This window comes from Azospirillum terrae (assembly GCF_053470425.1).
In genome coordinates this window covers 24,928-50,070 of the sequence record NZ_JBPXMR010000016.1, presented here as the reverse complement: position 1 = coordinate 50,070, position 25,143 = coordinate 24,928, and the positions used below count along the sequence as shown (strand labels likewise).

At 69.1% G+C, this 25,143-nt stretch carries 21 protein-coding genes and 3 riboswitches; of the genes, 16 read left to right on the top strand and 5 right to left on the bottom strand.

Going from position 1 to position 25,143, the window contains the following annotated elements:
• Positions 1-76: 76 nt before the first annotated feature.
• A riboswitch (cobalamin riboswitch) is annotated at positions 77-303 on the bottom strand.
• A 79-nt stretch (positions 304-382) separates the two neighbouring features.
• Positions 383-607, top strand: a riboswitch (cobalamin riboswitch).
• Positions 608-643: 36 nt separating this feature from the next.
• From ACSVDD_RS26220 to ACSVDD_RS26185, 8 genes are all read left to right on the top strand, one after another.
• Entirely contained in the window at positions 644-826 is a 183-nt protein-coding gene (locus ACSVDD_RS26220) for a CbtB domain-containing protein (RefSeq protein WP_448192376.1), read from the top strand.
• Positions 827-837: 11 nt separating this feature from the next.
• Complete coding sequence (locus ACSVDD_RS26215; RefSeq protein WP_448192375.1) at positions 838-1,515, top strand: CbtA family protein; 678 nt, start codon at positions 838-840, stop codon at positions 1,513-1,515.
• A 109-nt stretch (positions 1,516-1,624) separates the two neighbouring features.
• Entirely contained in the window at positions 1,625-2,797 is a 1,173-nt protein-coding gene (locus ACSVDD_RS26210) for an OpgC family protein (protein WP_448192374.1), read from the top strand.
• Positions 2,794-3,543 carry an SGNH/GDSL hydrolase family protein gene (locus ACSVDD_RS26205; RefSeq protein WP_448192373.1) on the top strand — a complete coding sequence of 250 codons (750 nt, stop codon included), beginning with the start codon at positions 2,794-2,796 and terminating at the stop codon, positions 3,541-3,543. The genes ACSVDD_RS26210 and ACSVDD_RS26205 overlap by 4 nt, the downstream gene beginning before the upstream one ends.
• A complete protein-coding gene (locus ACSVDD_RS26200) occupies positions 3,540-4,325 on the top strand; it encodes an SGNH/GDSL hydrolase family protein (protein WP_448192372.1) in 786 nt (261 codons plus the stop codon). Before ACSVDD_RS26205 ends, ACSVDD_RS26200 begins: the two co-directional genes overlap by 4 nt.
• Positions 4,322-5,524: an MFS transporter gene (locus ACSVDD_RS26195; RefSeq protein ID WP_448192371.1), complete on the top strand. Its 1,203-nt coding sequence runs from the start codon at positions 4,322-4,324 to the stop codon at positions 5,522-5,524. Before ACSVDD_RS26200 ends, ACSVDD_RS26195 begins: the two co-directional genes overlap by 4 nt.
• 105 nt (positions 5,525-5,629) lie before the next feature.
• Entirely contained in the window at positions 5,630-7,150 is a 1,521-nt protein-coding gene (locus ACSVDD_RS26190; protein ID WP_448192370.1) for a helicase HerA domain-containing protein, read from the top strand.
• A gap of 7 nt (positions 7,151-7,157) precedes the next feature.
• Positions 7,158-8,681: a methyltransferase regulatory domain-containing protein gene (locus tag ACSVDD_RS26185; protein WP_448192369.1), complete on the top strand. Its 1,524-nt coding sequence runs from the start codon at positions 7,158-7,160 to the stop codon at positions 8,679-8,681.
• A gap of 279 nt (positions 8,682-8,960) precedes the next feature.
• Here the strand turns inward: ACSVDD_RS26185 and ACSVDD_RS26180 are convergent, their stop codons facing one another.
• The 3 genes from ACSVDD_RS26180 to ACSVDD_RS26170 form a co-directional block, all read right to left on the bottom strand.
• Entirely contained in the window at positions 8,961-11,000 is a 2,040-nt protein-coding gene (locus tag ACSVDD_RS26180) for a YgiQ family radical SAM protein (RefSeq protein WP_448192368.1), read from the bottom strand.
• A gap of 136 nt (positions 11,001-11,136) precedes the next feature.
• Positions 11,137-11,814 (bottom strand): hypothetical protein, encoded by a 678-nt coding sequence (locus tag ACSVDD_RS26175; protein ID WP_448192367.1) that lies wholly within the window; start codon positions 11,812-11,814, stop codon positions 11,137-11,139.
• Positions 11,815-11,906: 92 nt separating this feature from the next.
• On the bottom strand, positions 11,907-15,101 hold the full coding sequence (locus tag ACSVDD_RS26170; protein WP_448192366.1) for a carbohydrate-binding domain-containing protein: 3,195 nt from the start codon (positions 15,099-15,101) through the stop codon (positions 11,907-11,909).
• Between the two features lie 152 nt (positions 15,102-15,253).
• Here ACSVDD_RS26170 and ACSVDD_RS26165 point away from each other — a divergent pair, with 152 nt between their 5' ends.
• The 3 genes from ACSVDD_RS26165 to dmeF all read left to right on the top strand — a co-directional run bounded on the left by ACSVDD_RS26165 (position 15,254) and on the right by dmeF (position 17,507).
• Positions 15,254-15,730: a TIGR02444 family protein gene (locus tag ACSVDD_RS26165; RefSeq protein WP_448192365.1), complete on the top strand. Its 477-nt coding sequence runs from the start codon at positions 15,254-15,256 to the stop codon at positions 15,728-15,730.
• A 47-nt stretch (positions 15,731-15,777) separates the two neighbouring features.
• A riboswitch (yybP-ykoY riboswitch) is annotated at positions 15,778-15,884 on the top strand.
• Positions 15,885-15,969: 85 nt separating this feature from the next.
• Positions 15,970-16,533 carry a manganese efflux pump MntP gene (locus tag ACSVDD_RS26160; RefSeq protein WP_448192364.1) on the top strand — a complete coding sequence of 188 codons (564 nt, stop codon included), beginning with the start codon at positions 15,970-15,972 and terminating at the stop codon, positions 16,531-16,533.
• Between the two features lie 14 nt (positions 16,534-16,547).
• A complete protein-coding gene (gene dmeF, locus ACSVDD_RS26155) occupies positions 16,548-17,507 on the top strand; it encodes a CDF family Co(II)/Ni(II) efflux transporter DmeF (protein ID WP_448192363.1) in 960 nt (319 codons plus the stop codon).
• 61 nt (positions 17,508-17,568) lie between these two features.
• Here the strand turns inward: dmeF and ACSVDD_RS26150 are convergent, their stop codons facing one another.
• Together ACSVDD_RS26150 and ACSVDD_RS26145 are read right to left on the bottom strand one after the other, a co-directional pair.
• Positions 17,569-17,853, bottom strand: a complete 285-nt coding sequence (locus ACSVDD_RS26150) for a hypothetical protein (protein ID WP_448192362.1) — start codon at positions 17,851-17,853, stop codon at positions 17,569-17,571.
• A gap of 175 nt (positions 17,854-18,028) precedes the next feature.
• The gene (locus ACSVDD_RS26145) at positions 18,029-18,427 is read right to left on the bottom strand and encodes a hypothetical protein (protein ID WP_448192361.1); all 399 of its coding nucleotides are present in this window, start codon (positions 18,425-18,427) and stop codon (positions 18,029-18,031) included.
• A 204-nt stretch (positions 18,428-18,631) separates the two neighbouring features.
• Here ACSVDD_RS26145 and ACSVDD_RS26140 point away from each other — a divergent pair, with 204 nt between their 5' ends.
• Genes ACSVDD_RS26140 through ACSVDD_RS26120 form a run of 5 tightly spaced genes read left to right on the top strand, consistent with a single transcriptional unit; the run spans position 18,632 to position 24,763 of the window.
• Positions 18,632-19,573, top strand: a complete 942-nt coding sequence (locus tag ACSVDD_RS26140) for a hydroxymethylglutaryl-CoA lyase (RefSeq protein WP_448192360.1) — start codon at positions 18,632-18,634, stop codon at positions 19,571-19,573.
• A 20-nt stretch (positions 19,574-19,593) separates the two neighbouring features.
• Positions 19,594-20,820 (top strand): CaiB/BaiF CoA transferase family protein, encoded by a 1,227-nt coding sequence (locus tag ACSVDD_RS26135; RefSeq protein WP_448192359.1) that lies wholly within the window; start codon positions 19,594-19,596, stop codon positions 20,818-20,820.
• A gap of 37 nt (positions 20,821-20,857) precedes the next feature.
• A complete protein-coding gene (locus ACSVDD_RS26130) occupies positions 20,858-21,886 on the top strand; it encodes a TAXI family TRAP transporter solute-binding subunit (RefSeq protein WP_448192358.1) in 1,029 nt (342 codons plus the stop codon).
• Positions 21,887-21,917: 31 nt separating this feature from the next.
• Positions 21,918-23,837 carry a TRAP transporter permease gene (locus ACSVDD_RS26125; RefSeq protein WP_448192357.1) on the top strand — a complete coding sequence of 640 codons (1,920 nt, stop codon included), beginning with the start codon at positions 21,918-21,920 and terminating at the stop codon, positions 23,835-23,837.
• A complete protein-coding gene (locus tag ACSVDD_RS26120) occupies positions 23,834-24,763 on the top strand; it encodes an SMP-30/gluconolactonase/LRE family protein (RefSeq protein WP_448192356.1) in 930 nt (309 codons plus the stop codon). The genes ACSVDD_RS26125 and ACSVDD_RS26120 overlap by 4 nt, the downstream gene beginning before the upstream one ends.
• Positions 24,764-25,143 lie beyond the last annotated feature (380 nt).

The window sequence follows — 25,143 nt, the reverse complement described above, 5'->3', positions numbered from 1 at the left end:
GGGCCGGGGGATGGGAGCTGAGGAACGAGCCTTTGCAGGAACGCCTCGGCCACCGGTGCACCCCGCCCGGAGCTTCGTTGACGGTCGCGGCCGGGCAGGTCTCCTGGCTCGTGGGTCTGCGCCGCGGGATCTCGCCTTCCCGGCCGGGATGAACTCCGGCCAGTGGCTTCGCTTCTTGTCCGCTGCTCGCCACACACAGTTGCGGGGGCAGCCGCGGCATGGGCGGTTTCCCGCCGTTTCCGCGTTCCCTTTTCACCCGCCATTCCACAGGGAATGGAAGGAACCATGCCGCTGAGGCGCAGACTTAGGCCCCCGCCGCGTGCAGCGTCAATGACTTTGTTCCGGGGGACTTTATTGGGACTTGCCAAGGCCGTGGCCCGCCGCCACACTGCGCGGCGATGGTGCCCGGCACGGCCAAGCCAAGCCTGGGATAATAGGGAACACGGTGCGGTCGACCCAATCGGGGACCAGACCCGTGGCTGCCCCCGCAACTGTAAGCGGTGAGCCGGCCGAAACGCCACCGGACGCGCGATGCGCGACCGGGAAGGCATCGGCCACACGGCCATGACCCGCGAGCCAGGAAACCTGCCATCGAGGCTCAATCCACGCCGTCGGGTGTGACGGCATACTGGAGACATCATCGATGACCAACACGACTCTCGCTTCGTCCGGCCGCAGCCTGTCGCGCTCGGACACCCTGGTCGCCGCCCTGGTGGCGATGCTGCTCGGCACCTTCCTGGTGTACGGCGCCGGCTTCGCCAACGCGCAGGCGCTGCACGACGCCGCGCACGACGCCCGGCACGCGTTCTCGTTCCCCTGCCACTGAGCGTCTGAATCATGATCCGGCGGATCCTCTCCGCGGCGCTCGCCGCGGGGCTGCTGGCTGGCGTCCTCGTTTCCGTCTTGCAGGCCGTCACCACAACGCCGCTGATCCTCCAGGCCGAAGTGTTCGAGACGGGGGGCGGCGTGCATGACCACACCGGTCATGACCACGCCGCACCGCTTCCGGCCGAACCCGAGGCCGAGGATATTGTCACCCGCGCCGCCATGACGGCGGTCGCCAACCTCATCACCGGGGTGGGCTTCGCGCTGCTGGTGATCGGCGCCTTCGCGCTGTCCGGCCGGCGGGTGGAGGCCCGCGAGGGGCTGCTGTGGGGGCTCGGCGGGTTCGCCGCGTTCACGCTGTCGCCGGCTCTCGGGCTGCCGCCGGAACTGCCCGGCACCATCGCCGCCGATCTGGCGTCGCGTCAGGCCTGGTGGGCCTTCGCGGCGCTGGGGGCGGCCGGTGGCTTGGCGGTGCTGGCGTTCGGCAAGGGATGGTGGCGGCTGCCGGTGGGGTTGGCGCTGCTGATCCTGCCGCATGCCGTTGGAGCGCCGCACCCGGAGGTCGGCGGGGCCGCCGCCCCGGCGGAACTGGTCGGGGCCTTCGTCGCCAAGTCCATCGTGGTCAGCGCCATCTTCTGGTCGGTGCTGGGCTGGCTGGCGGGCGGGTTCTTTCGGCGCTTCACAACGTAAGAGTCTGCGCCCTGAAATGATTTGACGGCCGTCCACGGAAGCGGAACCCTGTCTGGCGTGCAAACACGCTGAACAGGGTACGCCGGCTGCCGGCGCAGATGATCAACGGATGGACGACACGTCGGCACAGGTGAAAAGCGTTCGGGGTGGCAGCCGCGACCTCCGGCTGGATTTCTTCCGGGGGTTGGCGCTGTGGTTCATCTTCATCGACCACATCCCGGCCAACCAGATCGCCTGGATTACCCCGCGCAACTACGGCCTGAGCGACGCCACCGAGGTGTTCGTCTTCATCTCCGGCTACACCTCCTCGCTGGTGTACGCCAGGGTGTACGTGCGGGACGGCTGGGGGCTGGCGGCGGCCAAGGTGCTGCACCGCTGCTGGACGCTGTACGTGGCGTACATCTTCCTGTTCATCGCCTTCACCGCGCAGGTGGCGTACACCGCGCGCGTCTTCGACAACCCGCTGTTCACGGAGGAGCTGGGCATCGCCAGCTTCTTCGGCGACCCGGCGCTGGCGCTGACGCAGGCGCTGCTGCTCAAGTTCCGCCCGGCCAACCTCGACATCCTGCCGCTGTACATCGTGCTGCTGCTGGCGATTCCGATCCTGCTGCCGCTGCTCGTACGCTGGCCGCTGGTGCTGCTGGGCGCGTCGGCGGTGCTGTACGCGTCGACGCGCCACTTCGCCTGGAACCTGCCCACCTACCCGGAGGGCGGCGAGTGGTTCTTCAACCCCTTCGCCTGGCAATTCCTGTTCGTGCTGGGTGCGACCATGCAGCGCTTCCCCCAGGTCTCCACGGCGCTGACCCAGCCACGGCTGCCGGTGCTGCTGCCGGCGGTGGCGTACCTGACGGCGGCGCTGCTGGTGGCGCTGTCCTGGCAGTTCGCCTCGCTGGGCGCCCTCATGCCGACGCGGCTGGCCGAGGTGCTGTACCCGATCAGCAAGACCGACCTCGACCCGCTGCGGCTGGTGCATTTCTTCGCGCTGACCTACGTCGTGCTTCAGGTCGCGCGGCCGGACAGCGCGTGGCTGCGCTGGCCGGCGCTGGCGCCGATCATCGTCTGCGGCCGGCAGTCGCTCCAGGTGTTCTGCCTGGGCATCTTCCTGTCCTTCGCCGGCCAGACCATCCTCGTGCAGGTGAACGGCTCGCTTTTTGTGCAGTTTGCTGTCACAATTATCGGTATTGCCGCCATGATACTGACAGCCCGCGTGCTCACCTGGTACCAGTCGGCCGGCCGCCCACCCCGTACGGCGGCACCGGCGCTCAAGGACTCCGGCGCATGAAGCCGCTGCTCGCCACGGCCCTGCTGGTCCTTGCCCTGGGGACCCCAGCCTATGCCGACGAGGCCAAGCCCGACCCCTGCGCGGTGCCGGAGAGCATCCTTACGGTGGATGCACATCTGACCCGCGTCCGCGACAGGGTGCAACAGGGCGGCAGCCTCCCCATTCTGGTGGTCAACACGGCGAAGCCCGCCGCCGGCCGCGCCGAGGCAAGCTATCCAACCGTACTGGAGAAGGATCTGTCGGCCCGGCTGCCCGGCCGCCGCGTGAGCGTGACGGTGCGCAACCTGCCCGGCACCACGGCGCACGACATGCTGCCGGCCATGGATTCCGCGGTGGCGGAGCAGCAGCCGGCGCTGGTGGTCTGGCAGGTCGGCACCACGGACGCCATGCGCAACGTCGGGCCGGACAGCTTCGGCGAGGCGCTGGTGACTGGCATCGCGCAAACGCACGCACGGGGCGCCGACATCGTCGTGATGGACATGCAGTACAGTCCGCAGACGAGCCAGCTGATCAACTTCCAGCCCTATGTCGAATATGTCGAGTGGGTGACACAGAACAATGACGTGTTCCATTTTCCGCGCTACGAGATGATGCGCCACTGGATCGAGGAAGGTCGCGTGACCATCGGATCGGACTCCAAGGACGACAAGCTGAGGGCCTTCGCCTTCGTGCACGGCTGCATCGGCCGCCTGCTGGCGGAGACGATCGCCACCATGATCGACCGCGCCGCGGAGGCCGGCCAATGAGGTGGCGGTTCGCCGTCCTGCTGACCGCCGCCGTGCTCATGGCGCCGCCGGCCGTCTCCGCCCCCACCGCCCGCCCGCCCGCCGCCTGCGCGGTGCCCGGAGCCCAGGTCGGCACGCTGGCCGCTCCTTTGCCGCGCGTCGCCGCGCATCTGGAGGCCGGGGAGCCGTTGCGCATCGTCGCCATCGGCTCCTCCTCCACCGCCGGGGCCGGGGCCAGCGACGCGGACCACAGCTATCCCGCACGCTTGTCCCATTATTTGCACCAGCGCTTCCCCGGCCTGCCGTTCCTGGTGTTCAACAAGGGCGTCAACGGCGAGGTCGGGCCGGACATGCTCCGGCGCTTCCAGCACGACGTGCTGGACCAGACGCCGGACCTCGTCATCTGGCAGGTCGGCGCCAACTCCGTGCTGCGCGACAAGGACCCGGCCGAGGCCGAGGCAGTGATCCGCGACGGGGTGAAGCGGCTGAAGGCCGCCGGGCTCGACGTGGTGCTGATGGATCTGCAATACGCCCCGGCGATGCTGGAACGGCCCGGCCACGGCGACATGCAGGCGCGCATCGCCCGCATCGCCGCCGACGAGGGGGTCGGCCTGTTCCGCCGCTTCGCGGTGATGCGCCAGTGGGTGCAGACGCAGCAGGCGTCCATGTCCGATCTGGTCGGGCCGGACGGCATCCACCAGAACGACTTCGGGTACGACTGCATCGCCCGCGCGCTGGCGTCCTCCATCCAGGACGCCGCCGGGCTGGCGACCACCGGCCACGCCGCGAACACGCACCAATGACGCCCCGCACGGCGTGGGGCGCGGTGGCGAGCGTCGTCGGCATCGGCATCGCCGCGGCCATGAGCGTCGGCAAGGTCCCCGCGGCCATGCCGCTGTTCCGCAGCGAGCTGGGCCTGTCGCTGGTCGAGGGCGGCTGGGTGATGTCGGTGTTCGCCACGCTGGGCGCCGTGGCCGGCGTGGCGCTGGGCCTGATGGCCGACATTGTCGGGCAGCGCCGCGGCGTCTTTCTGGGCGTGGCCGCGCTGGTGCTCGGCGGGGTGCTGGGCGCGGCGGCCGGCAGCGGCACGATCCTGCTGGTGGCGCGCGTGCTGGAGGGCATCGGCTTCATCACCGTCTCGGTGTCCGCCCCCGCCCTGATCCTCGCGGCCAGCGCGCCTGAAGACCGCAATTTCGCGCTGGGCCTGTGGACGGTCTACACGCCGGCCGGCAGCGCCGCCGCCATGGTGATCGCCGCGGGCGTGCTGCCGCAGATCGGCTGGCGCGGGCTGTGGCTGGGGCTGCTGGCCGTGCTGCTGCTGGCGACCGTGGCGCTGGCGCTGACCACGCGCACGTTGGAGATGCCGTCCCGCAGCACCCAGCACCCGCTGCGCCTGATCGCAGAGACGGCACGCCGTCCCGGCCTGTGGGGCTTGGCACTGGGGTTCGCCGGCTACACGTTCCAGTGGATTTCGCTGATGGTCTGGCTGCCGAGCTTCCTGATCCAGGACAAGGGCTTGAGCGGCGCCACGGCGACGCTGCTGACCGCGGCGGTGGTGGCCGCCAACGTGCCCGGCAACATCCTCGGCGGCTGGCTGATGCAGCGTGCGATGCCACGCGGTTGGCTGTTGACGGGCGCCAGCGCGGTGATGGCCGTCAGCGCGCCGCTGGCCCTGGCGGGAGTCGGGCCGGACGGGTTCCGCTTCGCGCTGTGCCTGCTGTTCTCCTTCGCCGGTGGCCTGCTGCCGGCGGCGTCCTTCTCGGGGGCCGCGGCGCACGCGCCGTCGCCCAGGCACGTCGGGTCGGCCAGCGGCATGGTGGTGCAGGGCTCCAACCTAGGCCAGTTCGTCGGCCCGCCGGTGGTCGCGGCGCTGGTCTCGGCGGCGGGCGGCGACTGGCGCGCCGCCAGCGTGGCGCTCGCCGCGGCGGCTGGGTGCTCCGCCATGCTCGGACTGCTGGTGGTGCGGCTGGAGAGCGGCAAGACGGTCCGGCGGACCGCGTAATTCACACGGCTCGCCGCACGCGGTCCTCGTCCCCGCCCCCCGATCTGCGCTATAGGATGGGCCGCGCACGAGGAGCTGTTGCCAGCTCGGCTCTGGAGAGGGTGTATGAAGGTCAGCATCGACATGGGAGCGACGACGTCCGGGTCCCCGGCGGCGCTCGACCTTGAGGAGCTGCTCGCGACCCGTCTGCTGGTGCAGGGCAATTCCGGCTCCGGCAAGTCGCACCTGCTGCGCCGGCTGGTCGAGCAGAGCGCGCCCTGGGTGCAGCAGGCGATCATCGACCCGGAAGGTGACTTCGTCACCCTGGCCGAAGCCTTCGGCCACGTGGTGGTGGAGGCCGCCGACCACACCGAGCCCGCGTTGCAGCGCGTCGCCGGACGGGTGCGCCAGCACCGCGTCTCGGTCGTGCTGAATCTGGAGGGCCTGGATTCCGAGATGCAGATGCGCGCCGCCGCCGCCTTCCTGGGCGGGCTGTTCGACGCCGAGCGCGATGTCTGGTACCCGATGCTGGTGGTGGTGGACGAGGCGCAGCTGTTCGCCCCCGCCGCGGCCGGCGAGGTCTCCGACGAGGCGCGCAAGGTCTCGCTGGGCGCCATGACCAACCTGATGTGCCGCGGCCGCAAGCGCGGGCTGGCCGGCGTCATCGCCACACAGCGGCTCGCCAAGCTCGCCAAGAACGTGGCGGCGGAAGCGTCGAACTTCCTGATGGGCCGCACCTTCCTCGACATCGACATGGCGCGCGCCGCCGATCTGCTGGGCATGGAGCGCCGGCAGGCCGAGGCGTTCCGCGACCTGGAGCGCGGGCATTTCATCGCGCTGGGGCCGGCGCTGTCGCGGCGGCCCCTGCCGATCCGCATCGGCGACGTGCGGACGCACGGGCGCACCGGCAGCCCCCGCCTGATGCCGCTGCCCGAGACGGCGCCGATGGACGCGCGCGAGCTGATCCTGAAGCCCGGCGAGCCGGAACCGGCCCGCCCCGTCGTGGTGCGCCGCGCCCCGCCGCCGCCGTCGCCGACCACCAACGATCTGCTCATGCAACTCGTCCAGGCCCGCCCCGCCGCCATGGCGCCGGCCGCCGAGGAGGAGCCGACCGAGGACCAGGGGCCGCTGCTGGATGAGATCCTGCGGCAGGTGCTGGCCGACCCGGAGGCGTCGTTCCGCTCGGTGGCGGTGCTGTACCAGGATTTCCTGGTGCGCTGCCGCATTCATAACCTGCGCGGCAAGCCGCTCGACCTGCCGGCGTTCCGCCGCAAGCTGGCCACCGTGCGCGCCGGGGTGAACGCCGAGTCCGGCGACAGCCCGGACTGGGAGAAGGCGACGACCTACGCCGCCGACCTGCCGGAGGACATCCAGGGCGTCTTCCTGCTGCTGGCGCGCGCCGCCATGGACCAGGCGCCCTGCCCGTCCGACGCCGAGATCGCGCGGGCCTGCGGCAGCCGGTCCACAGGGCGGGCGCGGCGGCTGCTGGCGTACATGGAGCAGCGCAACTTCGTGGTCAGCCGCAACGACCGCGCCGGCCGCCGCATCGTGGCGCTGCCCGGCCTGGGCTGGGAAACGGCGCCCGGCGATCCGAACGCGGCCGACGAACCGCCGGCGGACGACGGCGACCTGTTCGCGGTGGCGTGAGGGCGCGATGGCCGGCTGGACCGAGGGCTACACCGGCGACATCGCCTACGCCCATTCCTTCTACGCCGAGATGGCGCCGGCACACCTGACCTTCGCGCTGCTGCTGTCCGGGATAAGGCCGCCGGACCTGTCGGAGAGCTTTACCTACGCCGAGCTGGGCTGCGGGCAAGGGTTGACCTCCAACCTGCTGGCCGGCGTGCACGCGCGGGCACGCTTCGAGGCGGTGGATTTCCTGCCGGGGCACATCGCGGACGCCCGCGCGCTGGCGGCGCAAGCTGGCAATGGCAACGCGGCCTTTTTCGAGGACAGCTTCGCCGAGTATGCAGAGCGTGACGGGCCGGCGTTCGACGTGGTGGCGCTGCACGGCGTCTGGACCTGGGTGAGCGCCGAGAACCGGCGGGTTCTCGTGGACCTGATGCGTCGGCGGCTGAAGCCCGGTGGGGTGGTGTATGTCAGCTACAACTGCCTGCCGGGCTGGGCGGCGCACACGCCGATCCGCAAGCTGCTGCTGGAGCACACGGCGAGCGGCGCCGGCCCGCTGCCGGGGCGCATCGAGTCGGCGCTGGGCTTCGCCGCGCGCATGGCCCGGCTGGGCGAAGGCTATTTCGACCGGGTGCCGAGTGCCTTGGGGCACCTGCATGGGCTGGACGGCAAGTCGGACAGCTACATCGCGCACGAGTACCTGAACCGCGACTGGACGCCGTTCTACCACGCCGACGTGGCGCGCGAACTGGCCGGCGCGAAGCTGGACTTCGCCGCCTCGGCGACGCTGGCCGACCATGTTGACGACGCGACGCTGAGCCCGCAGGGCCTGGCGCTGATGAACGAGGCGGCGGACCCGGCGTTGCGCGAGACGTTGCGCGACTATCTGACCTACACGCGCTTCCGGCGGGACGTGTTCGTGAAGGGCACGGTGCGGCTGTCGGCCAGCGAGCGCGAGGAGCGCTTGCGGGCGATGCGCTTCGGGCTGGCAGTGCCGCGCGGCGAGGTGCCGGGAACGGTGAGCGCGCCGACCGGTGACATCGACCTGCCGGTGGCCGCGCCCCTGGCCGACACGCTGGCCGGTGGACCGCGCACGCTGGGCGCGTTGTTGGAAGAACCGGGGCTGGCCGCATACGGCCTGGAGGCGGTGCTGCGCACGCTGGCGCTGCTCGGCGGCGCGGTCGTGCCGGTGCCGGAGGGCATCGACGCGGAGCGCGTCCGGCGCTTCAACACCGCGGTGCTGGAGCGCAATCGCCATGGGCCGGAGATCCGGCAACTGGCCTCGCCGGTGCTGGGGACGGGCGTGGTGGTCGGGTTGCTGGAGCGGCTGTTCCTGCTGGCCGAACAGCGCGGCGCGGATCCGGCAGCGTTCGCTTGGGCGGTGTTGCGCGAGCGCGGCAAGCGGCTGCGCCGGGACGGCGAGGAGTTGCGGACCGATGCAGAGAATTTGGCGGAGATGGCGCGGCTGCACGCTGAATTCGCAGCGGGTCCGCGGCTGTGGTTGCAGGGGATCGGAATGGCGCCGACGACCGGGCCGAACGATGACTGATGTCAAGGATCGCCGCAGGATGCGTCCAAATGCACAAACCGTTGCTTGGCATTTGATCATGCGGCCATCGCCTGTTCGATGAGGACAGGCGGCGCGAAGCTTTTTCAAGCTTGCCGGGCGAACCCGAATATGATAGGACAGAAGTCATAAAAGCCGGCGTGTGCCCGCACGGTACGAGGGACGAACGGAACACCCCCTGCACACTGTTCCATGGTGTTCCAAACTGTTCCATTCAGGGCGGCAGCGGCCAGGACTTGCCGGGGCTCCAGCGCGGGAGCCTCACTGCCGCTTCCCCGCCGGCGTTCTCCGTCCCGCTCCGGCCTGCTGTGTAAAGAACGGCTTGCCACCCGCCTTCTTCGCACAAGTGCCCTTGCCCGTCCCCGCTGGCTGCCACGCCGGGACGAGGTGCTGCGCACCCGGCCCGATCAGGTCGGCGCGGCCCATGTCCTTCAGCGCGTCGCGCAGCACCGGCCAGTTCTCCGGGTCGTGGTAGCGCAGGAAAGCCTTGTGCAGGCGGCGCTGCTTCAAGCCCTTGGCTGCGCTCACCTCCTCGCCGCCGACGCGGCGGATCGGGCGCAGGGTGTTGCGGCCGGTGTGGTACATCGCCGCCGACACCGACATCGGCGACGGTAGGAAGGTCTGCACCTGATCGGCGCGGAAGCCGTTCCGCTTCAGCCACAGCGCGAGGTTCATCATGTCCTCGTCCGTGGTGCCGGGATGCGCGGCGATGAAGTACGGGATCAGGTAGAGCTGCTTGCCCGCCTCCTTGGCCGCCTGCTCGAACAGGCGCTTGAAGGAGTCGTAGGTGCCGATGCCCGGCTTCATCATCTTGGACAGCGGGCCGGCCTCGGTGTGCTCGGGCGCGATCTTCAGATAGCCGCCGACGTGGTGCTTCACCAATTCCCTCACGTACTCCGGGCTCTTGACCGCGAGGTCGTAGCGCAGGCCGGACGCGATGGAGATCTTCTTCACGCCCTTCACCGCGCGCGCCTTGCGGTACAGCTCGATCAGCGGGCCGTGGTCGGTGCCGAGATTCTTGCAGATGTCCGGGTAGACGCAGCTCGGCCGGCGGCAGGTGCGCTGGATCGCGTCGTCCTTGCAGGCGAGGCGGTACATGTTGGCCGTCGGGCCGCCCAAATCGGAGATGTGGCCGGTGAAGCCCTTGGTCTTGTCGCGGATTTCCTGGATCTCGCGCAGGATCGAGTCCTGCGAGCGGCTCTGGATCACCCGGCCCTCGTGCTCGGTGATCGAGCAGAAGGAGCAGCCGCCGAAGCAGCCGCGCATGATGTTGATCGAAAAGCGGATCATCTCCCACGCGGGGATGCGCGCGTCGCCGTAGCTCGGGTGCGGAGCGCGGGCGTAGGGCAGCGCGAAGACCGCGTCCATCTCCGGCGTGGTCAGCGGGATCGGCGGCGGGGTCAGCCACAGCTCCTTGTCGCCGTGCCGCTGCACCAGCGGCCGGGCGTTGCCGGGGTTGGCCTCCTGGTGCAGCACGCGGGACGCCTGGGCATACAGCACCGGGTCGGCCGACACCTGTTCGTAGGACGGCAGGCGGACGACGGTCTGTTCCGGCTCGCCGGGGCGGGGGTTCAGGCCCTCGCCCTCCTCCACCGCAGCCGCCGCATCCACCACGTGCCAGCCCTCGGGCACGGCGTCGCGCAGGAAGGCGACGCCGCGGACATCGTGCATGGCGCGCGGCGCCTCGCCTTTGGCGGCGCGGTGGGCGACCTCGACGATGGCGCGGTCGGCGTTGCCGTAGAGCAGCAGGTCGGCCTTGGCGTCCACCAGCACCGAGCGGCGCACCTTGTCCGACCAGTAGTCGTAATGCGCGATGCGGCGGAGCGACGCCTCGATGCCGCCCAGGACGATGGGCACGTCCTTGTACGCCTCGCGGCAGCGCTGCGAATAGACGATGGCGGCGCGGTCCGGCCGCTTGCCGCCCTCGTCGTTCGGCGTGTAGCTGTCGTTGTGGCGCAGCCGCCGGTCGGACGTGTAGCGGTTCACCATGGAATCCATGTTGCCGCCGGTGACGCCGAAGAACAGGTTGGGCTTGCCCAGCGCCTTGAACGGTTCGGCGGTCTGCCAATCCGGCTGCGCGATGATGCCGACGCGGAAGCCCTGCGATTCCAGCAGGCGGCCGATGATCGCCATGCCGAAGCTGGGATGGTCGATGTAGGCATCGCCGGTGACGACGATCACGTCGCAGCTGTCCCAGCCCAGCGCGTCCATCTCGGCGCGCGAGGTCGGCAGGAAGGGCGCCGGGCCGAAGCGGTGCGCCCAGTGCTTGCGGTAGGAGAAGAGGTCCTTGGCGGTCGGCATGCAATGTCCTGGTGACGGAGAAGCCCGTCGGGTTAACCCATCCGCCATCAGATAGCGCGTCCGGCGCCCGGATCAAAACATCACAGGGGTTAGAGGGCGTTTTTGTCCCCTAACCCCCGCGGATTCCGGTTGGGTTTCAGTTCGTCGCGAAGCAGTACAGCAGCCCCGCCCCGCCGGTGCTCTTCAGCGCGTCCTGGCTGCAACCGCCGCGCGACGCGTGCGAGGAATTCCAGGATTTGGCCGGCGGCGTATCGTCCAAGCCGTTGCGGTCATGGTGGCCGAGCATGGCGGCGCCTTCGGTCCCGCTCTTGGTCCAGTTGCCGCAGGTCATGTCCTGGCCGGCAGGGAACGCGGTGCCGTCCGGCTGCGAGCCGGTGAGGATGTCGTGCGTGTTCGGCTGGTCGCCGCGGCCGTTGACCGGTTCGCCCTTCTCGTTCAGCGCGGTCTGCTTGGTCAGGTTGTTGGTGCCGTGCAGCTCGTCCACGCTCTTGGCGATCACCACGCCCTTGGCGTTCTGCCACGGCCCCTTGCCGATGCGGTCGCGGGCGTTGACCGCCGGCTGCCCCCCCATGGCCTGGGTGCTGAGATAGGCGTGCCACGTGCGGCTCCCGGCGCCGGCCGCCTGCGCCAACTGCTGGCAGTGCCGGTCGGCCCCTTCCAGCCCGCCGAGGTCGGCGCCCTTGCCGGAGCCGGCGCTGGTGACGAAGAAGCTCATGTTGGCCGCCCCGGCCTGCTGCGCCTGGGCGGCGCCGCCCAGCGCCCCCGACAGAAGCACGGCCGAGGCCAGCATCGACACGTGAATCATCCGCTTCATGGCGTTTCCCTCCCCTTGGTTGTTGGGTCCCTGAACCGGGACGCTTCACGGCCCCAGGTTATTCCCGGGGCCGCGCGCGGGAAAGGGGTGGTTCAGGCCATCGGGCCGAACTGGTCCATGGGGATCGGTTCGAAGCCGTGCTGGTAGACCGGCGAGCCGGCCAGCAGCGAGTAATCCCCGGCCCCCGGATTGGTGAACTGCGGGTTCAGCGCCAGCGAGTTCTGGTCGTAACCCGCCGCCTGCCAGTTGCCCAGCGTGCCGGTGGTGCCGGCCATGACCTGCGGCCACACCTGGAACAGCTGCGCGTTGGGGGCGAGGTTGGCGTAGTCGTTGTCATGGAAGGTGCCGGCGGTCTTCGGCCCGTCGATGGCTACGGTCAGGCCGTGGCTGGAGGCGGCGTCCACCACGTTGTGGTGGATGTCGTTGCCGGACATCGGCGTGCCCTTCCAGCCGCCGTAGCCGACGTTCTGCTGCAAGCCGATCTCGCGGCCCTCGTTGCCGGCGATGATGTTGTTGGACACCTGGTTGTTCCAACCGCCGTGCAGAAAGACGCCGCCCAGGTTGCCGTGCACGTAATTGCCCTTCACCGTGGCGCCGCTGGTCCAGTCGTCCAAGTAGACGCCCCAACTGACCAGCTGCTTCGGGTCGAGCCACGTCGGCGAGACCGAACCGTCCCATTTCACGTTGCCGAACGCCGAGGTGCCGGACACGTCGTTGTAGGCGACCAGATCGCCGGTGGCGCTCTGCTGGCGGTTGATCAGGTAGATGCCGCCACCGTCGCTGGTCTCGCGGTTGGAGTCCACGACTTTGTTGTAGGTCACCGTCGCCCGGTAGGTCTCGTCACCCGTGGTCTGCACCGAGCCCACGGCGATCGCCTTGCCGGCGGTGTGCTCGACGAGGTTGTGGGAGACCTTCACGTCGGAGCTGCCGTTGATCCAGATGCCGTCGCTGCCGTGGTCCACCGACCCGGCGTATTCGACCTTGTTGTTCGACACGTCGGCGAAGTTGGACCCCATCTTGACGAACACCGCTTCCAGCCCGGTGTGGTCGAAGCTGTTGCCGGTCACCTTGGCGTTGGGGCTGGTCTGCACGGTGATGCCGTAGCCGGTGTTCTTCACGACGTTGTTGGTGAAGGTCAGGCCATCGGCGCCCTGGGCGTAGACGCCGTGGCCGTTCGGGCCGCCGTCCGCCAGGGTCAGGCCGTCGATGGTGACGTTCTTCGCCCCGCCCATGCCGAACAGCACGTTCAACTGCGAGGCCACGATCTTGTGGCCGACCGGCGTGCCGCCTTCGGGGCGGAACAGGATCTGGTTGGAGCCCGCGTCGTAGAACCACTCCTTGTTGGCGTCGAGCTGGTCCTTGGAATTGTACAGGTAATAGCGGCTGCCCTCGCCGAAGCCGTCCCAGGTGCCCTGCGCCAGCGTGATGACGTTCTTGGTGAAGTCGATGCTCTTCACCGGGACCAGCACATCGTCGTAGCCGTGCTGGCCGAAGGCGCTGACCATCAGGCCGCTGGCGCTGGTGGTGGTCGGGATGTCGCCGGGCTTGAAGGTGATCTGCGTCGTCGGATCGGTGCCCGTGGCGCTCTTGGAGGCGATCAGCCAGCCGCCGTCGATGGGGTGCGTCGGGTCGGCGTTGGGGGTGCGGGCGACGGTCTGCCGCTCGCCGTCCATGGACAGGTCGAGCACCGGCTTGGCGCCAGCCGGCAACTGCGCGCTCCACAAGCCGTTGCCGCGCGACACCCAGGTGTCGACCAGCGTGCCGCCGTGAAACACCGGCTTCTCAGCACCGTAGGCGGAGAAGCGGACGCCGGAGTCCTGGCTGTCCAGCCAGATCTGGTCCTTCATGTAATAGTCGCCACCACGCACGTAGGTGACGTCGGTGGTGCTGTTGCGCATCGCCTGCTGCGCCGCCTGGAGCGTGGCGAACGGGCCGTCGGTGCCGTCGGCGTTGGGCGCCGCCAGCTTGCCGGACCAACTGTCCTTACCGTTGGTCGCGACATAGAAGGCTGGGCCGGTGGGCGGCGTGGTGGTTGGGGGGGTTGTCGTGGCGGGGAAGTCGCCGGCCGGCGCGTTCACCACCAGCGTGCCGTTCCACCACATGCCTGATTGGCCGGCGACCACGTCCTTGCCGTCCAGCGCGCCCTTGTCGTAGGTGACCGCCGGGTCGGTCGGCGCGTAGCCGTGACCGTTCACGGTGATCTTGTTGACGACCAGGCTGCGATCCTGGCCGTTGATATACGCGTCGTTGTCGTATTGCACCTGCACCTTGTGGCCGACGCCGGTGGCGGCGTCGCTGGTGAAGGCGAAGTCCTTCGCCGTGGTGGCCGCCGTGCCCTCGCCGATTTTCATGCCGTCCACCAGCACGTTGAAGTGCGCGTTGACGCCCGCCGCCGGATTGCCCAGCGCGTTGACGGTGATGGTCGAGGCACCGGTGGTCGGGGTGGGAGTCGGCGCCGGCGTGCCGGCGGACGGGAAATAGGACTTGTCGGCGGCGACCACCAGCGTGCCGTTCCACCACAGGCCGGACTGGCCGGCGACGACGTCCTTGCCGTCCAGCGCGCCCTTATCGTAGGTGACGATGGGGTCGGTGGGGGCCACCGCCTTGCCGTTGATGGTCACTGCGTTGACCAGCAGGCTGCGGTCCTGTCCGTTGATGTAGGCGTCGTTGTCGTACTGGACCTGCACCTTGTGCGCGGCGTCCAGCGCCACGGCCGAGGTGAAGGCGAAGTCCTTGGCGGTGGTCGTGGTCATGCCCTCGCCGATCTTCTGGCCGTCGATCAGCAGGTTGAAGTGCGCGCCGACACCGCCCGCCGGGGTGCCCGAAGCGTTCACCACGATGGTCGAGGAGCCGGCGGTGGGTGTCGGTGTGGTGGCGGCGGTAGCGGGGTAATAGGCCGCGGGCGTGCTGAAGTTCAGCGCGCCCTGCCACCACATGCCCTCCTGGCCGGCGACGGTGTCCTGGCCGTCCAGGGCGTAGCGGTCGTACACGGCCTGTGTCGGGCTCAGCGTGTTGCCGTTCACCACCACCGACTTGATGCCGAGGTTGCGGTCCTCACCGTTGATGGAGGCGTCGTTGTCGTAATAGACCTGCACGGTGTGGGCCTGACCGGCGGCCACCGGAGCGGTGAAACTGTAGGCGGCCGGGTTGGCGGCACTCACCGTGGCCTGGCCGGCGCCCACGCCGTCGATCAGCAGGCGGAAGTGCGGCCAGACACCGCCGGCGGGCATTCCATAGGCGTTCACGACGATCCTGGCGTCGACGAGGCCGGTGGTGGTGGTTGCCATCGGTCCGTTCCTTTGTGGTTTTCAACGCCCGCGAGAATGGGCGAAGGAATCGGACATTTGTGCGAGATCGCCGCTGCCTCTGTGACCTATGCGGGGCAAACCGGGGCCTCGGAGGGATTGACCGGAGGCGCCGCCCGACACACTTGCCCTTCATGACGGCGCATACCCCGGACGACTCGCTGTGGCGCTTCTCACTGGCCGTCTACGGCCGGCCGGGGGTGGATGCCGTGTGCCTGGACCTTCAGGACCGGCTGGGCGCCGACGTGAACCTGCTGCTGTTCGCCCTATGGGTGGGGGCGGTCTGCGGTGTTCGCCTGTCCGCCGCCGAGCTGGAGCGGCTGTCCGCCGACGCCGCGGCGTGGCAGCGGAACGTGGTGGCGCCGTTGCGTGGCGTGCGCCGGCACCTCAAAGGGATGGCGGGCGCCGAGGCGTTCCGGCAGACGGTCAAGGACGCCGAACTGGAGTCCGAACGCCTGGAGCAGGTGCGGCTCTGCCGGATGTCCGGCCTGCGGCCGGGCTCAGCCGACTGGGCCGCGGCGGAGGCGAACCTTCGCATGCTGACGGAGGACGACACGGCGGTGGCACTCCTGCTGGACGCCGCGCGGCATCCTTCCGCAGGGGATGATTGAACAGCTGTTCATATAGATTGACCGGGGCGGCGGGGCGTTTTACCCTCCAGCCGATCATTGGGGAGTAGCCACCCTCCTGGAGAGGGGCGCGCGCCAACAGACTCGGGGTTTTCCCCGTGGTGCGTGCGGCAGACCGGACCCTGTCCGGCAGCTCGGCGAGACCGATGGCGTGACCGCCACCCGAAGGCCAACCGGGTGCGGGTGCGCTGTCGTGTATCGCTTGGCCCCGGAGATTCCCATTGGTCGGTGTGACCTCCCTCGCTCTTGCTGTCAGCCTGTCCATGGACAGCTTCGCCGCCGCCCTCGGCTGCGGCGCCGTTCATAAGCGCCCCTGTGTTCCGGAGGCGCTGCGCGTCGGCATCACCTTCGGCGTCTGCCAACTGTCCATGGCGCTGCTCGGCTGGGCGCTGGGCATGTCCTTCGCCGGGTTCGTCCAGGCCATCGATCATTGGATCGCCTTCGGCCTGCTGCTGCTCATCGGCGGCTCGATGATCCGCAACGCGCTGGGCGGCGAGGCCGACGACGATGCGGCGGCCAAGCGGTCGGGCTGGCTCGCGCTGCTCACCATGGCGGTCGCCACCAGCATCGACGCCAGCGCCGTCGGCGTCGGGCTGGCGATGGCCGACGTGGACATCGCCGCCACGGCGACGCTGGTCGGGTTCGTCACCTTCCTGATGGGCTTCGGCGGCGTGCTGCTGGGGCGGGCCGCCGGGCCGCTGCTCGGCCGCCGCGCGGAATTGCTGGGCGGCCTTGGCCTTATCGCCATCGGCGCCAAGATCCTCGTCGAACACACTCTTCTCTGAGCCGGGGCCGTCGCATGCACACCCACTCGCTGGACCATTGGAAGCACGACCACGCCTTCGGCCTGGACGAGCCGACCGCCGCCGAGCGGCGCACGCTGATCGTCGTCGCGGTGACCGCCGTCACCATGGTGGTGGAGGTCGCGGCCGGGCTGTGGACCGGCTCCATGGCGCTGCTCGCCGATGGCGTGCACATGGCGTCGCATGTGCTGGCGCTGAGCATCGCGGCGTTCGCCTACATCTACGCCCGCCGCCACGCCCGTGACGCGCGCTACAGCTTCGGCACCGGCAAGGTCAACGCGCTGGGCGGCTTCACCGGCGCGCTGCTGCTGGTCGTGGTGGCCCTTGGCATGGCGTGGGAAAGCGCGGTCCGCCTCGTGGATCCCGGCGCCATCGCCTATGACATGGCCATCCTCGTCGCCGTCGTCGGCCTTGTGGTGAACGCCGTCTGCGTCGTCATCCTGGGCGGCCACGGGCATGGCCATCATCATGAGCACGGGCACGAGGATCACCACGACCCTCACGAGCACCATGAGCATCACGGCCATGGGCACGAGGACCACACGCTGCGCTCGGCCTATCTGCACGTCCTGACCGACGCGCTGACGTCGGTGCTCGCCATCGTGGCGCTGCTGGGCGCCAAATACTTGGGAGCGTCCTGGCTCGATCCGGTGATGGGCCTGGTGGGCGCCGTGCTGGTGGGGAACTGGTCGCGCGGCCTGCTGGGCAAGACCGCACAGGTGCTGCTCGACCGGCAGGCGCCGGATGCCGTGAGCGACGGCATCCGTGCGGCGTTGGAGCGCGGGGACGACCGCATCGCCGACCTGCACGTCTGGTCCATCGGGCCGGGCGCCTACGCCGCGGTGATCAGCCTCGTAACCCACGCCCCGCTGCCGCCAGAGGACTACCGCGCCCGGATTCCGGCGGAGCTGGCGATCCGCCACCTCAGCATCGAAGTCCACCGCTGCTGCCCCTGATCACTGGACAAGACCCACTGGACAAGACCCGCCGGGCGAAACGCCCGGCGGCCGGAAGCGGTCAAGCGCAGCGGTACGTCAGGGACTGCGTTCGGAGTTTCAGTTCACCCTCGAGATAGCTTTGGAATCCGGGGGAGCAGATGAGCTTGGCGATCTCGTCCTTATCCAGGATGGGAATGAAGGGGTTGTTGGACAGCTCCTCGAACGCCGCTCTGGCCAGAAGCCAAAGGTCAGGCGGAAGTGCCTTGATGTACCGGCTCAGGGCATACTCTTCCTCTTGCGCCATGAGGGCGCCCTCCCGCTCGCGATTGTTGAAGCCAATGACGATCAGACGAGAATTGCGCAAAGGGGCGCCCTCGTAAATAGGGACTTAGTTAACAAGGTGGTAAATCTGCACGCTGTTGTTGCTCCGCCACATTACACTTTGTGGCTAGATAGTACGGAGAAGGCGTCGCTTGCCGCGGACTGCCTTTCGTCAGGTACTCCGCGTCTGTGAGTTCACCTCCACACCGGCGTTGCGATCAGAGCGCCTCGGTCTCGCCGGCCGGCATCGTGCGGGAACGCGCCAGGATGTAAAGCCGCAGCGCTTCGGCCTCGGCCGTCCACAGCGCCGCTTCCTTGGCGTGGACGATGCTCTGCTGCCGGCCTTTCAGGACGTCGGGCGAGGACTCGACGATCGCCTTGCGCTCGGCCTGGGGCATCTTCTCGTTGGCGGCGACCAAGCGTTCGTAATGCACGGCCTCGCGGTGGTTGTTGGTGGCGTCCTGGTAATCGGCCCGCGCCCGTGCCAGCGCGGCGTTGCGCCGGGCCACCTGCAAACGCACGACCAACGCTTCGATGCTGGCACCGGACAGGTCCGCCTCGGCCAGGGCGTCCGAACTGGCGTCCGCGCCGGCCGGGGTCTTCGTCTCGTCGTCCATGATGAAATCCCCTGTTTTCTGCCGAGTGGCGCCTCTCGTCTCTGTTCATCACCGCGAACTAATTAAAAAATCGTCTTAAAGGTCAAAAACTAGGTCGCATTGACACCTTTTGACCCACTGTCCTACAAACTACGTCGAAAGGCGTAAGGTAAATACGCCGGTATGCATAATACTCCAGTATGCAATTCTGTTGAGGTCTAAGCAATGGCGCCTGTGGACGTGGAGATAAGCGAGGTCGGTCCACGCGACGGCCTGCAAGGACTGAAGCCGTTCGTGCCGACCGCCACCAAGAACGCGTGGATCACTGCCGAAGCGGCGGCCGGCGTGCGGGAGATCGAGGTGTGCTCCTTCGTCCCGGCGAGCGTGGTGCCGCAGTTCACCGATGCCGCGGAGGTCGTGGTGCACGCTCTGGCCGTGCCCGGCCTGACCGTGGCGGCGCTGGTCCCCAACCTGCGGGGCGCCGAGAACGCGGTGGCCACCGGCGTCCATAAGATCACCTTCACCTTGTCGGCCAGTGTCAGCCACAGCCTCGCCAACGTGCGGCGCACGCCCGACGACCAGTTGGCCGAGTTCGCGCGCATCGTCGCCTTCTGCCGCACGCTGTCGGCGGAGCGCCGGCCGTTCCTGTCCGCCGGCCTGTCCACGGTGTTCGGCTGCGTGTACGAGGGCGCTGTGGACGAGCGCGCGGTGTGCCGTCTGGCGTCGGCGCTGGCCGAGGCCGGCGCCGACGACGTCAGCCTCGCCGACACCACCGGCGCCGCCCACCCCGCCCAGGTCCGCCGCGTCGTCGCGGCGGTGCGCGCGGAGATCGGCGACACGCTGACCGCGCTGCACCTGCACGACACCCGCGGCCTGGGACTCGCCAACGTGCTGGCCGGGCTGGATTCCGGCATCCGCGCCTTCGACGCGGCGCTGGGCGGCCTGGGCGGCTGCCCGTTCGCGCCGGGGGCGCTCGGCAACATCGTCACCGAGGACCTCGTCTACATGCTGGAGGCCATGGGCCTGCGGACCGGCATCGACCTCGACCGGCTCATCGAGGCGCGGCGCCTCATCGAGGCGGCGCTTCCCGGCGAGCGCTTCGTCGGCCACCTCCACCACGCTCGCGTGCCGAAGGGCTTCCGCCCGGCGTCGGCATCCGCCCTCTGACCCTTTCGGACATCCCGGTCATGCACAGTCCCGCTTCCGACACCTCCGACGTACCTTTAGCGAATACCGCTCCCGGACCGCTGGCCGGCATCCGCGTGCTGGAGCTGGACCACATGGTGATGGGGCCGACCTGCGGCCTCGTCCTAGCCGATCTGGGCGCCGACGTGATCAAGGTCGAGCCGCTGCCCGGCGGCGACAAGACGCGCAGGCTGACCGGCTCGGGCGCCGGATTCTTCTCCACCTACAACCGCAACAAGCGCTCCATCACCGTCGATCTGACCGCGCCGGAGGGCACCGCGGTGGTGCGCCGCCTCGCCGAGAGTTCGGACGTGCTGGTCGAAAACCTGCGGCAGGGCTCGATGGAGAAGATGGGGCTGGGCTGGGAGGCGCTGTCGGCGCTCAACCCGCGGCTCGTCTACTGCTCGATGAAGGGCTTCCTGCCCGGCCCGTACGAGAACCGCACGGCGCTGGACGAGGTGGTGCAGATGATGGGCGGCCTCGCCTACATGACCGGCCCGCCGGGCCGGCCGCTGCGGGCCGGCGCCTCGGTCAACGACGTCATGGGCGGCATGTTCGCCGCCATCGCCATCCTGGCGGCGCTGCGCCAGCGCGACCGGGACGGCCGCGGCCAGCTGGTGCGCGCCGGCCTGTTCGAGAACAACGCCTTCCTCATGGGCCAGCACATGGCCCAGTTCGCCGTGAGCGGCACGCCTCCGGCGCCAATGCCGGCGCGGCTGGCCGCCTGGGCGGTCTACGACGTCTTCGCCACGCGGGACGGCGATCCGGTGTTCCTCGGCGTGGTGACGGACACGCAGTGGCGGGTCTTCTGCGAGCATTTCGGCCTGACCGAGCTGCTGGCCGACCCCGCGCTGGCCACCAACCCGCAGCGCGTCGCCGCCCGCGACCGCATCATCCCGGCGGTCGCCGCCCTGTGCGCCTCGCGCGGCAAGGCCGAGCTGATGGAGGCGTTCGAGCGGCTGGGCCTGCCCTACGCCCCCATCGTCCGCCCCGAGCAGCTGTTCGACGACCCGCATCTCAACGAGTCCGGCGGGCTGCTGGACGTGACGCTGCCCTCGGGCGTCCGCACGCGGCTGCCGGCGCTGCCGGTGGAGATCGGCGGGCAGCGATTGGGAGTTTACCGCGACGTGCCCCGCGCCGGTGAGCACACCCGCGAGATCCTCGCCGAGCTGGGCGCCGGTGCGGACGAGATCGACCGGCTGGCGGGCGGGGGCGTGGTCGGGCTCTGAAGCCCGAGCGCCCGCGGCCGAAACAGGAGACATTGTCATGTCCGGATCCACGTTCCGCACCTTTGGTCGAATGGCTGGTCTGGCGGCGCTGGTGGTCGCGGCGCTGTTGCGCCCGGCCGGCGCCGCCGAACTCGTCATGGCGACGGTGTCGCTGACCAGCGAGGATTTTCAGCTCGCCATGGCGTGGTCCGACGTGATGACGCAGCAGAACACCGGGCTGCGCATCACGCCGGTGGCGACCGGCACGGTCAAGGGCCTGCGCAACATGGCGCAGGGCCGCGCCGACCTGTCGCTGATCGGCGCCCCGCACTACCTCGACGCGGTCAACCGCGAGGGCAGCTTCAAGGAAGACCCGCCGGGCATGGTGGCGTCCTACAAGAACCTGCGCGTGCTGTTCGCCATCGACACCGGCATGGGCCAGTACGTGGTGCGCGCCGACAGCCCGATCCGCACGCTGGCCGACCTCAAGGGGCACCGGGTCAGCATCGGCCGGCCGGGCGGCAACGCCGGGCGCGTCTCCCTCTCGCTGTTCAAGGTGCACGGCAACGACGCGGAACGCGGCGAACTCCAGACCGAATACCTGGACTACGGCCCGTCGCTGGACCGGCTCGGCAACGGGCAGATCGACGCCACGCTGGTGTGGGGCGGGCTGCCGCAATCCGGCATCGATCAGGCGTCGCGCAGCACGCCGCTGCGCTTCCTCTCGCCCGACCCGGCCAGCCTGCCCGCCTTGCAGGGCGCCATCAGCAACGGCTCCCATTACCTGTACCGCAACATCCCGGCGGCGCGGGTCAAGGAGGCGTACGGCGGCCGCGTGCTGAGCGACGGCGACGTGGTGTTCTGGACCTTCCCCTTCATGGTGATGGTGCGCGCCGACATGCCGGAGCAGACCGCCTACACGCTGTGCCGCGGTTTCTGGAGCAACGTGGACAGGGTGCGCGCCAGCTCCGCGGCGCTGGCGCTGATCGACCTGTCCACCGCCGCCGCCGGCCTGTCGGCCGAGTTGCACCCCGGCGCCCGGCGCTGCCTGACCGAGTTGGATCGGACCAAGCCGGGCGCACCGTGATCCCCTTCCACCCGCTTCACGGAGAAGCGCCATGTCCAGCCTGACCGCAACCCTGCCGACGACCGGCGCCGGCGCCCTGATCGAGAGCGCCCGGCGCACCATCGGACTGACGCTGTGCGCCGCCCTGGCGGTGTTCATCATCGCCTCCACCCTGTACGGCCGGCTGACCACCTGGGTGCAGTACGAGGTGGTGCTGATGCTGGCGCTGGGAGCGCTGTTCGCGCTGAAGCCCGGACCGCTCAGGGCGCGGCCGGCGCTGGACGCGTTGCTGGCGGCGGCGCTGACCGGCGGCGGCGTGTCCGCCGGGGTCTACATGATCCTCAACTACCAGGACATCGCCGCCTTCCGCGACGGCCTGCCCAACCAATGGGACATGGCCGCCTACGTGGTCGGCACGCTGGTGGTGCTGGAGGGCGCGCGGCGGGCCGAGGGGTGGATGCTGCTCGGCGTCGTGGCGGCCGGCATCGCCTATCTGGCGTTCGGCCAGTATTTGCCGGGCTGGCTCGGCCACCGCGGGATGGGCGTCACCGAAGTGTTCGAGCTGGCCTACAGCAGCAACGGCATCTTCGGCGTGGCGCTCGGCTCGGTAGTGGAGATCGTCTACGTCTTCGTGATCTTCGGCGTGGTGCTGCGGCTGAGCGGCGTCGGCGACTTCTTCGACTGGGTCGCCGGCGCCCTGTCCATGGGCCGGCGCTCCGGCTCGGCGCAGTGCGCCATCATCGCCTCGGCGCTGTTCGGCTCGATCAACGGCTCGGCGCCGGCCAACGTAGTGGCCAACGGCGCCATCACCATCTCCATGATGCACCGCGCCGGCTTCTCAAAGGCCTACGCCGGGGCGGTCGAGGCCTCATCCTCGGTGGTCGGGCAGATCATGCCGCCGGTGATGGGTGTGGGCGCCTTCATCATGGCGGAGATCACCGGCGTCCCCTACGGCAACATCATGGTGGCGGCGCTGGTACCATCGTTCCTGTTCATTTTCTCGCTGTCGTGCGTGACGGCGCTGGAGGCCGCCAAGCTCGGCATCAAGCCGCCCGAGGGGCTGGACGGCACCTGGACACGCCTGCGCGTTTTGCAGATGACGATCATGATCGCGTCGTTCACGGCGCTGCTGGTCATGCTGTTCTCCGGCTATTCGGTGGATCTGTGCGGGCTGGGCGCCATCGCGGTGCTGCTCGGCCTGGCGATGCTGTTCCCCGAGACGCGGCCCGGTCCGGCGAACCTGCGCGACATGCTGGTCGACGGCGGGCGGGAGGGGTTGAGCGTCGCGGTCGCCTGCGCCGCCATCGGCATCATCATCGGCGCGGTGTCGGCCACCGGGCTTGGCATCAAGATCAGTCAGGCCATTGTGGCGCTGGGGCAGGCGGACATGTTCCTGGCGCTGCTCGCGGCCGCCGCGTGCGCGCTGCTGCTGGGCATGGGGCTGCCGACCGCGGCGTCCTACCTGCTGGTGGTGTTCACCGCGGGGCCGGCGCTGACCCAACTCGGCCTGCCGACGCTGACCACGCACATGTTCGTCTTCTATTACGCCGTCATGTCGGCCATCACGCCGCCCGTGGCATTGGCGGTGTTCGCCGCCGCCGCCATCGCCCAGGAACCGGTGATCAGGATCGCCATGCACAGCATGCGGCTGTGCACCGTCGCCTTCCTGTTCCCCTTCCTGTGGGTCTACCAGCCCGAGCTGATGCTCCAGGACCTGTCGCCGGGGCAGTTGCCCGCCATCATCGGCGGCCTGGGCGCGCTGACTCTGGCGGTGGTGATGCTGGCGGCCGTTCAGGTCGGCCACTTCCGCGGCCAGCTGTCGCTGGTGGAGCGGCTGGTGCTCGGCGTGTCGGCGGCGCTGATCTACGTGCCGGGCGCCATCAGCACCGCCATCGGCTTCACCGTCGGCGGCGCCATCCTGGCGCGCCGGCTTCTCGTCACCCGCCGCAAATCCGTGGAGGTCGCACCGTGAGTCTCTACCCGCCGCCCGAGAACATCAAGGCCGAGGTTTTCGCCCGCCTGCCCGACAGCTTCCGCCGCCGAGGGCGCCGCAGCGCCTGGGCCGACGCCAACAAGCGGGCGGAACACCTGCACTCCTTCCTGGAGGGGCCGGCCTTCGACGCCCAGGGCAATCTGTGGCTGACCGACATTCCCTGGGGGCGCATCTTCCGCGTCTCGCCCGACGGCGTGTTCACGCTGGTGGCCGAGTACGACGGCGAGCCCAACGGACTGGCCTTCCACCGCGACGGCCGGCTGTTCATCGCCGACTACAAGAAAGGCATCCTCGTCCTCGACCCGGCGACCGGCAAGATCGATCCGGTGCTGGAGCGCACCCACGGCGAGTGCTTCAAGGGCGTCAACGATCTGGTGTTCGCCGCCAGCGGCGATCTGTACTTCACCGACCAGGGCCAGACCGGGCTGCACGACCCGACCGGCCGGCTGTACCGCCTGAGCACCGATGGGAAGCTGACCTGCCTGTTCGACACGCTGCCCAGCCCCAACGGTCTGGTGCCCAACAAGGCGGAGACCGCGATCTACGTCGCCGTCACCCGCGCCAACGCCATCTGGCGCGTGCCGCTGGCGGCGGATGGTTCCACGTCCAAGGTCGGCAACTTCATCCAGCTCTCTGGAGGGTTGTCAGGACCCGATGGACTTGCACTCGATGCGGAGGGAGGATTGTGGGTTGCACACGCAGGAAATGGTTGCGTGTGGGGGTTCGACATCCTCGGTGTGCCAAAATGTCGCATCCTTTCGGGCGAGGGTTTGTTCACCACAAACCTCTCCTTTGGCGGAGAGCTCGGCCGAACGGTGTATATCACCGAATCTGAGAGCGGAACGGTGCTTCGCTGCCAGTTGCCGGTGGCCGGAAAGCCTTTGTACGGGCCGGCGAATCGCTGATTCGCCCTCCACGACCCCACGTATCGGTACAGTTTGGTTAACGGCGCCGGGCCTCCCGGCGCCGTTATTGCGTTACCAGGGCCCACATACGATGTTCCAAATTAACGTTTCGTTTGTAGTTTTATGTTGCGCACCGCAAGTCGCAACCGACACGCCAACATACCTTGGCATGCATAACGACTAGGTTGCATTTGTTAAATACGTGACATAAAACAGGAGCACGACGTCGGGGCCGACCGCTCAAAAGGGCGAGGCCACAAAGATCGACGCAATCATAAAAAACCGGAAACGAAAGTCGTACCACCTACGCTTCACCGCGCTGGAGGCACTGCGACTTCAACTGTGGGCTCAACCGCCGGCGACCGCATCCTCGCCGGAAC

Coding starts and splice junctions, on each gene's coding strand:
- ACSVDD_RS26135 (WP_448192359.1), top strand. CDS start 19,594: ATGCACAGTCCCGCTTCCGACACCTCCGACGTACCTTTAGCGAATACC.
- ACSVDD_RS26210 (WP_448192374.1), top strand. CDS start 1,625: ATGGACGACACGTCGGCACAGGTGAAAAGCGTTCGGGGTGGCAGCCGC.
- ACSVDD_RS26175 (WP_448192367.1), bottom strand. CDS start 11,814: ATGAAGCGGATGATTCACGTGTCGATGCTGGCCTCGGCCGTGCTTCTG.
- ACSVDD_RS26145 (WP_448192361.1), bottom strand. CDS start 18,427: ATGGACGACGAGACGAAGACCCCGGCCGGCGCGGACGCCAGTTCGGAC.
- ACSVDD_RS26205 (WP_448192373.1), top strand. CDS start 2,794: ATGAAGCCGCTGCTCGCCACGGCCCTGCTGGTCCTTGCCCTGGGGACC.
- ACSVDD_RS26180 (WP_448192368.1), bottom strand. CDS start 11,000: ATGCCGACCGCCAAGGACCTCTTCTCCTACCGCAAGCACTGGGCGCAC.
- ACSVDD_RS26165 (WP_448192365.1), top strand. CDS start 15,254: ATGACGGCGCATACCCCGGACGACTCGCTGTGGCGCTTCTCACTGGCC.
- ACSVDD_RS26190 (WP_448192370.1), top strand. CDS start 5,630: ATGAAGGTCAGCATCGACATGGGAGCGACGACGTCCGGGTCCCCGGCG.
- ACSVDD_RS26195 (WP_448192371.1), top strand. CDS start 4,322: ATGACGCCCCGCACGGCGTGGGGCGCGGTGGCGAGCGTCGTCGGCATC.
- ACSVDD_RS26130 (WP_448192358.1), top strand. CDS start 20,858: ATGTCCGGATCCACGTTCCGCACCTTTGGTCGAATGGCTGGTCTGGCG.
- ACSVDD_RS26140 (WP_448192360.1), top strand. CDS start 18,632: ATGGCGCCTGTGGACGTGGAGATAAGCGAGGTCGGTCCACGCGACGGC.
- dmeF (WP_448192363.1), top strand. CDS start 16,548: ATGCACACCCACTCGCTGGACCATTGGAAGCACGACCACGCCTTCGGC.
- ACSVDD_RS26200 (WP_448192372.1), top strand. CDS start 3,540: ATGAGGTGGCGGTTCGCCGTCCTGCTGACCGCCGCCGTGCTCATGGCG.
- ACSVDD_RS26220 (WP_448192376.1), top strand. CDS start 644: ATGACCAACACGACTCTCGCTTCGTCCGGCCGCAGCCTGTCGCGCTCG.
- ACSVDD_RS26185 (WP_448192369.1), top strand. CDS start 7,158: ATGGCCGGCTGGACCGAGGGCTACACCGGCGACATCGCCTACGCCCAT.
- ACSVDD_RS26125 (WP_448192357.1), top strand. CDS start 21,918: ATGTCCAGCCTGACCGCAACCCTGCCGACGACCGGCGCCGGCGCCCTG.
- ACSVDD_RS26215 (WP_448192375.1), top strand. CDS start 838: ATGATCCGGCGGATCCTCTCCGCGGCGCTCGCCGCGGGGCTGCTGGCT.
- ACSVDD_RS26170 (WP_448192366.1), bottom strand. CDS start 15,101: ATGGCAACCACCACCACCGGCCTCGTCGACGCCAGGATCGTCGTGAAC.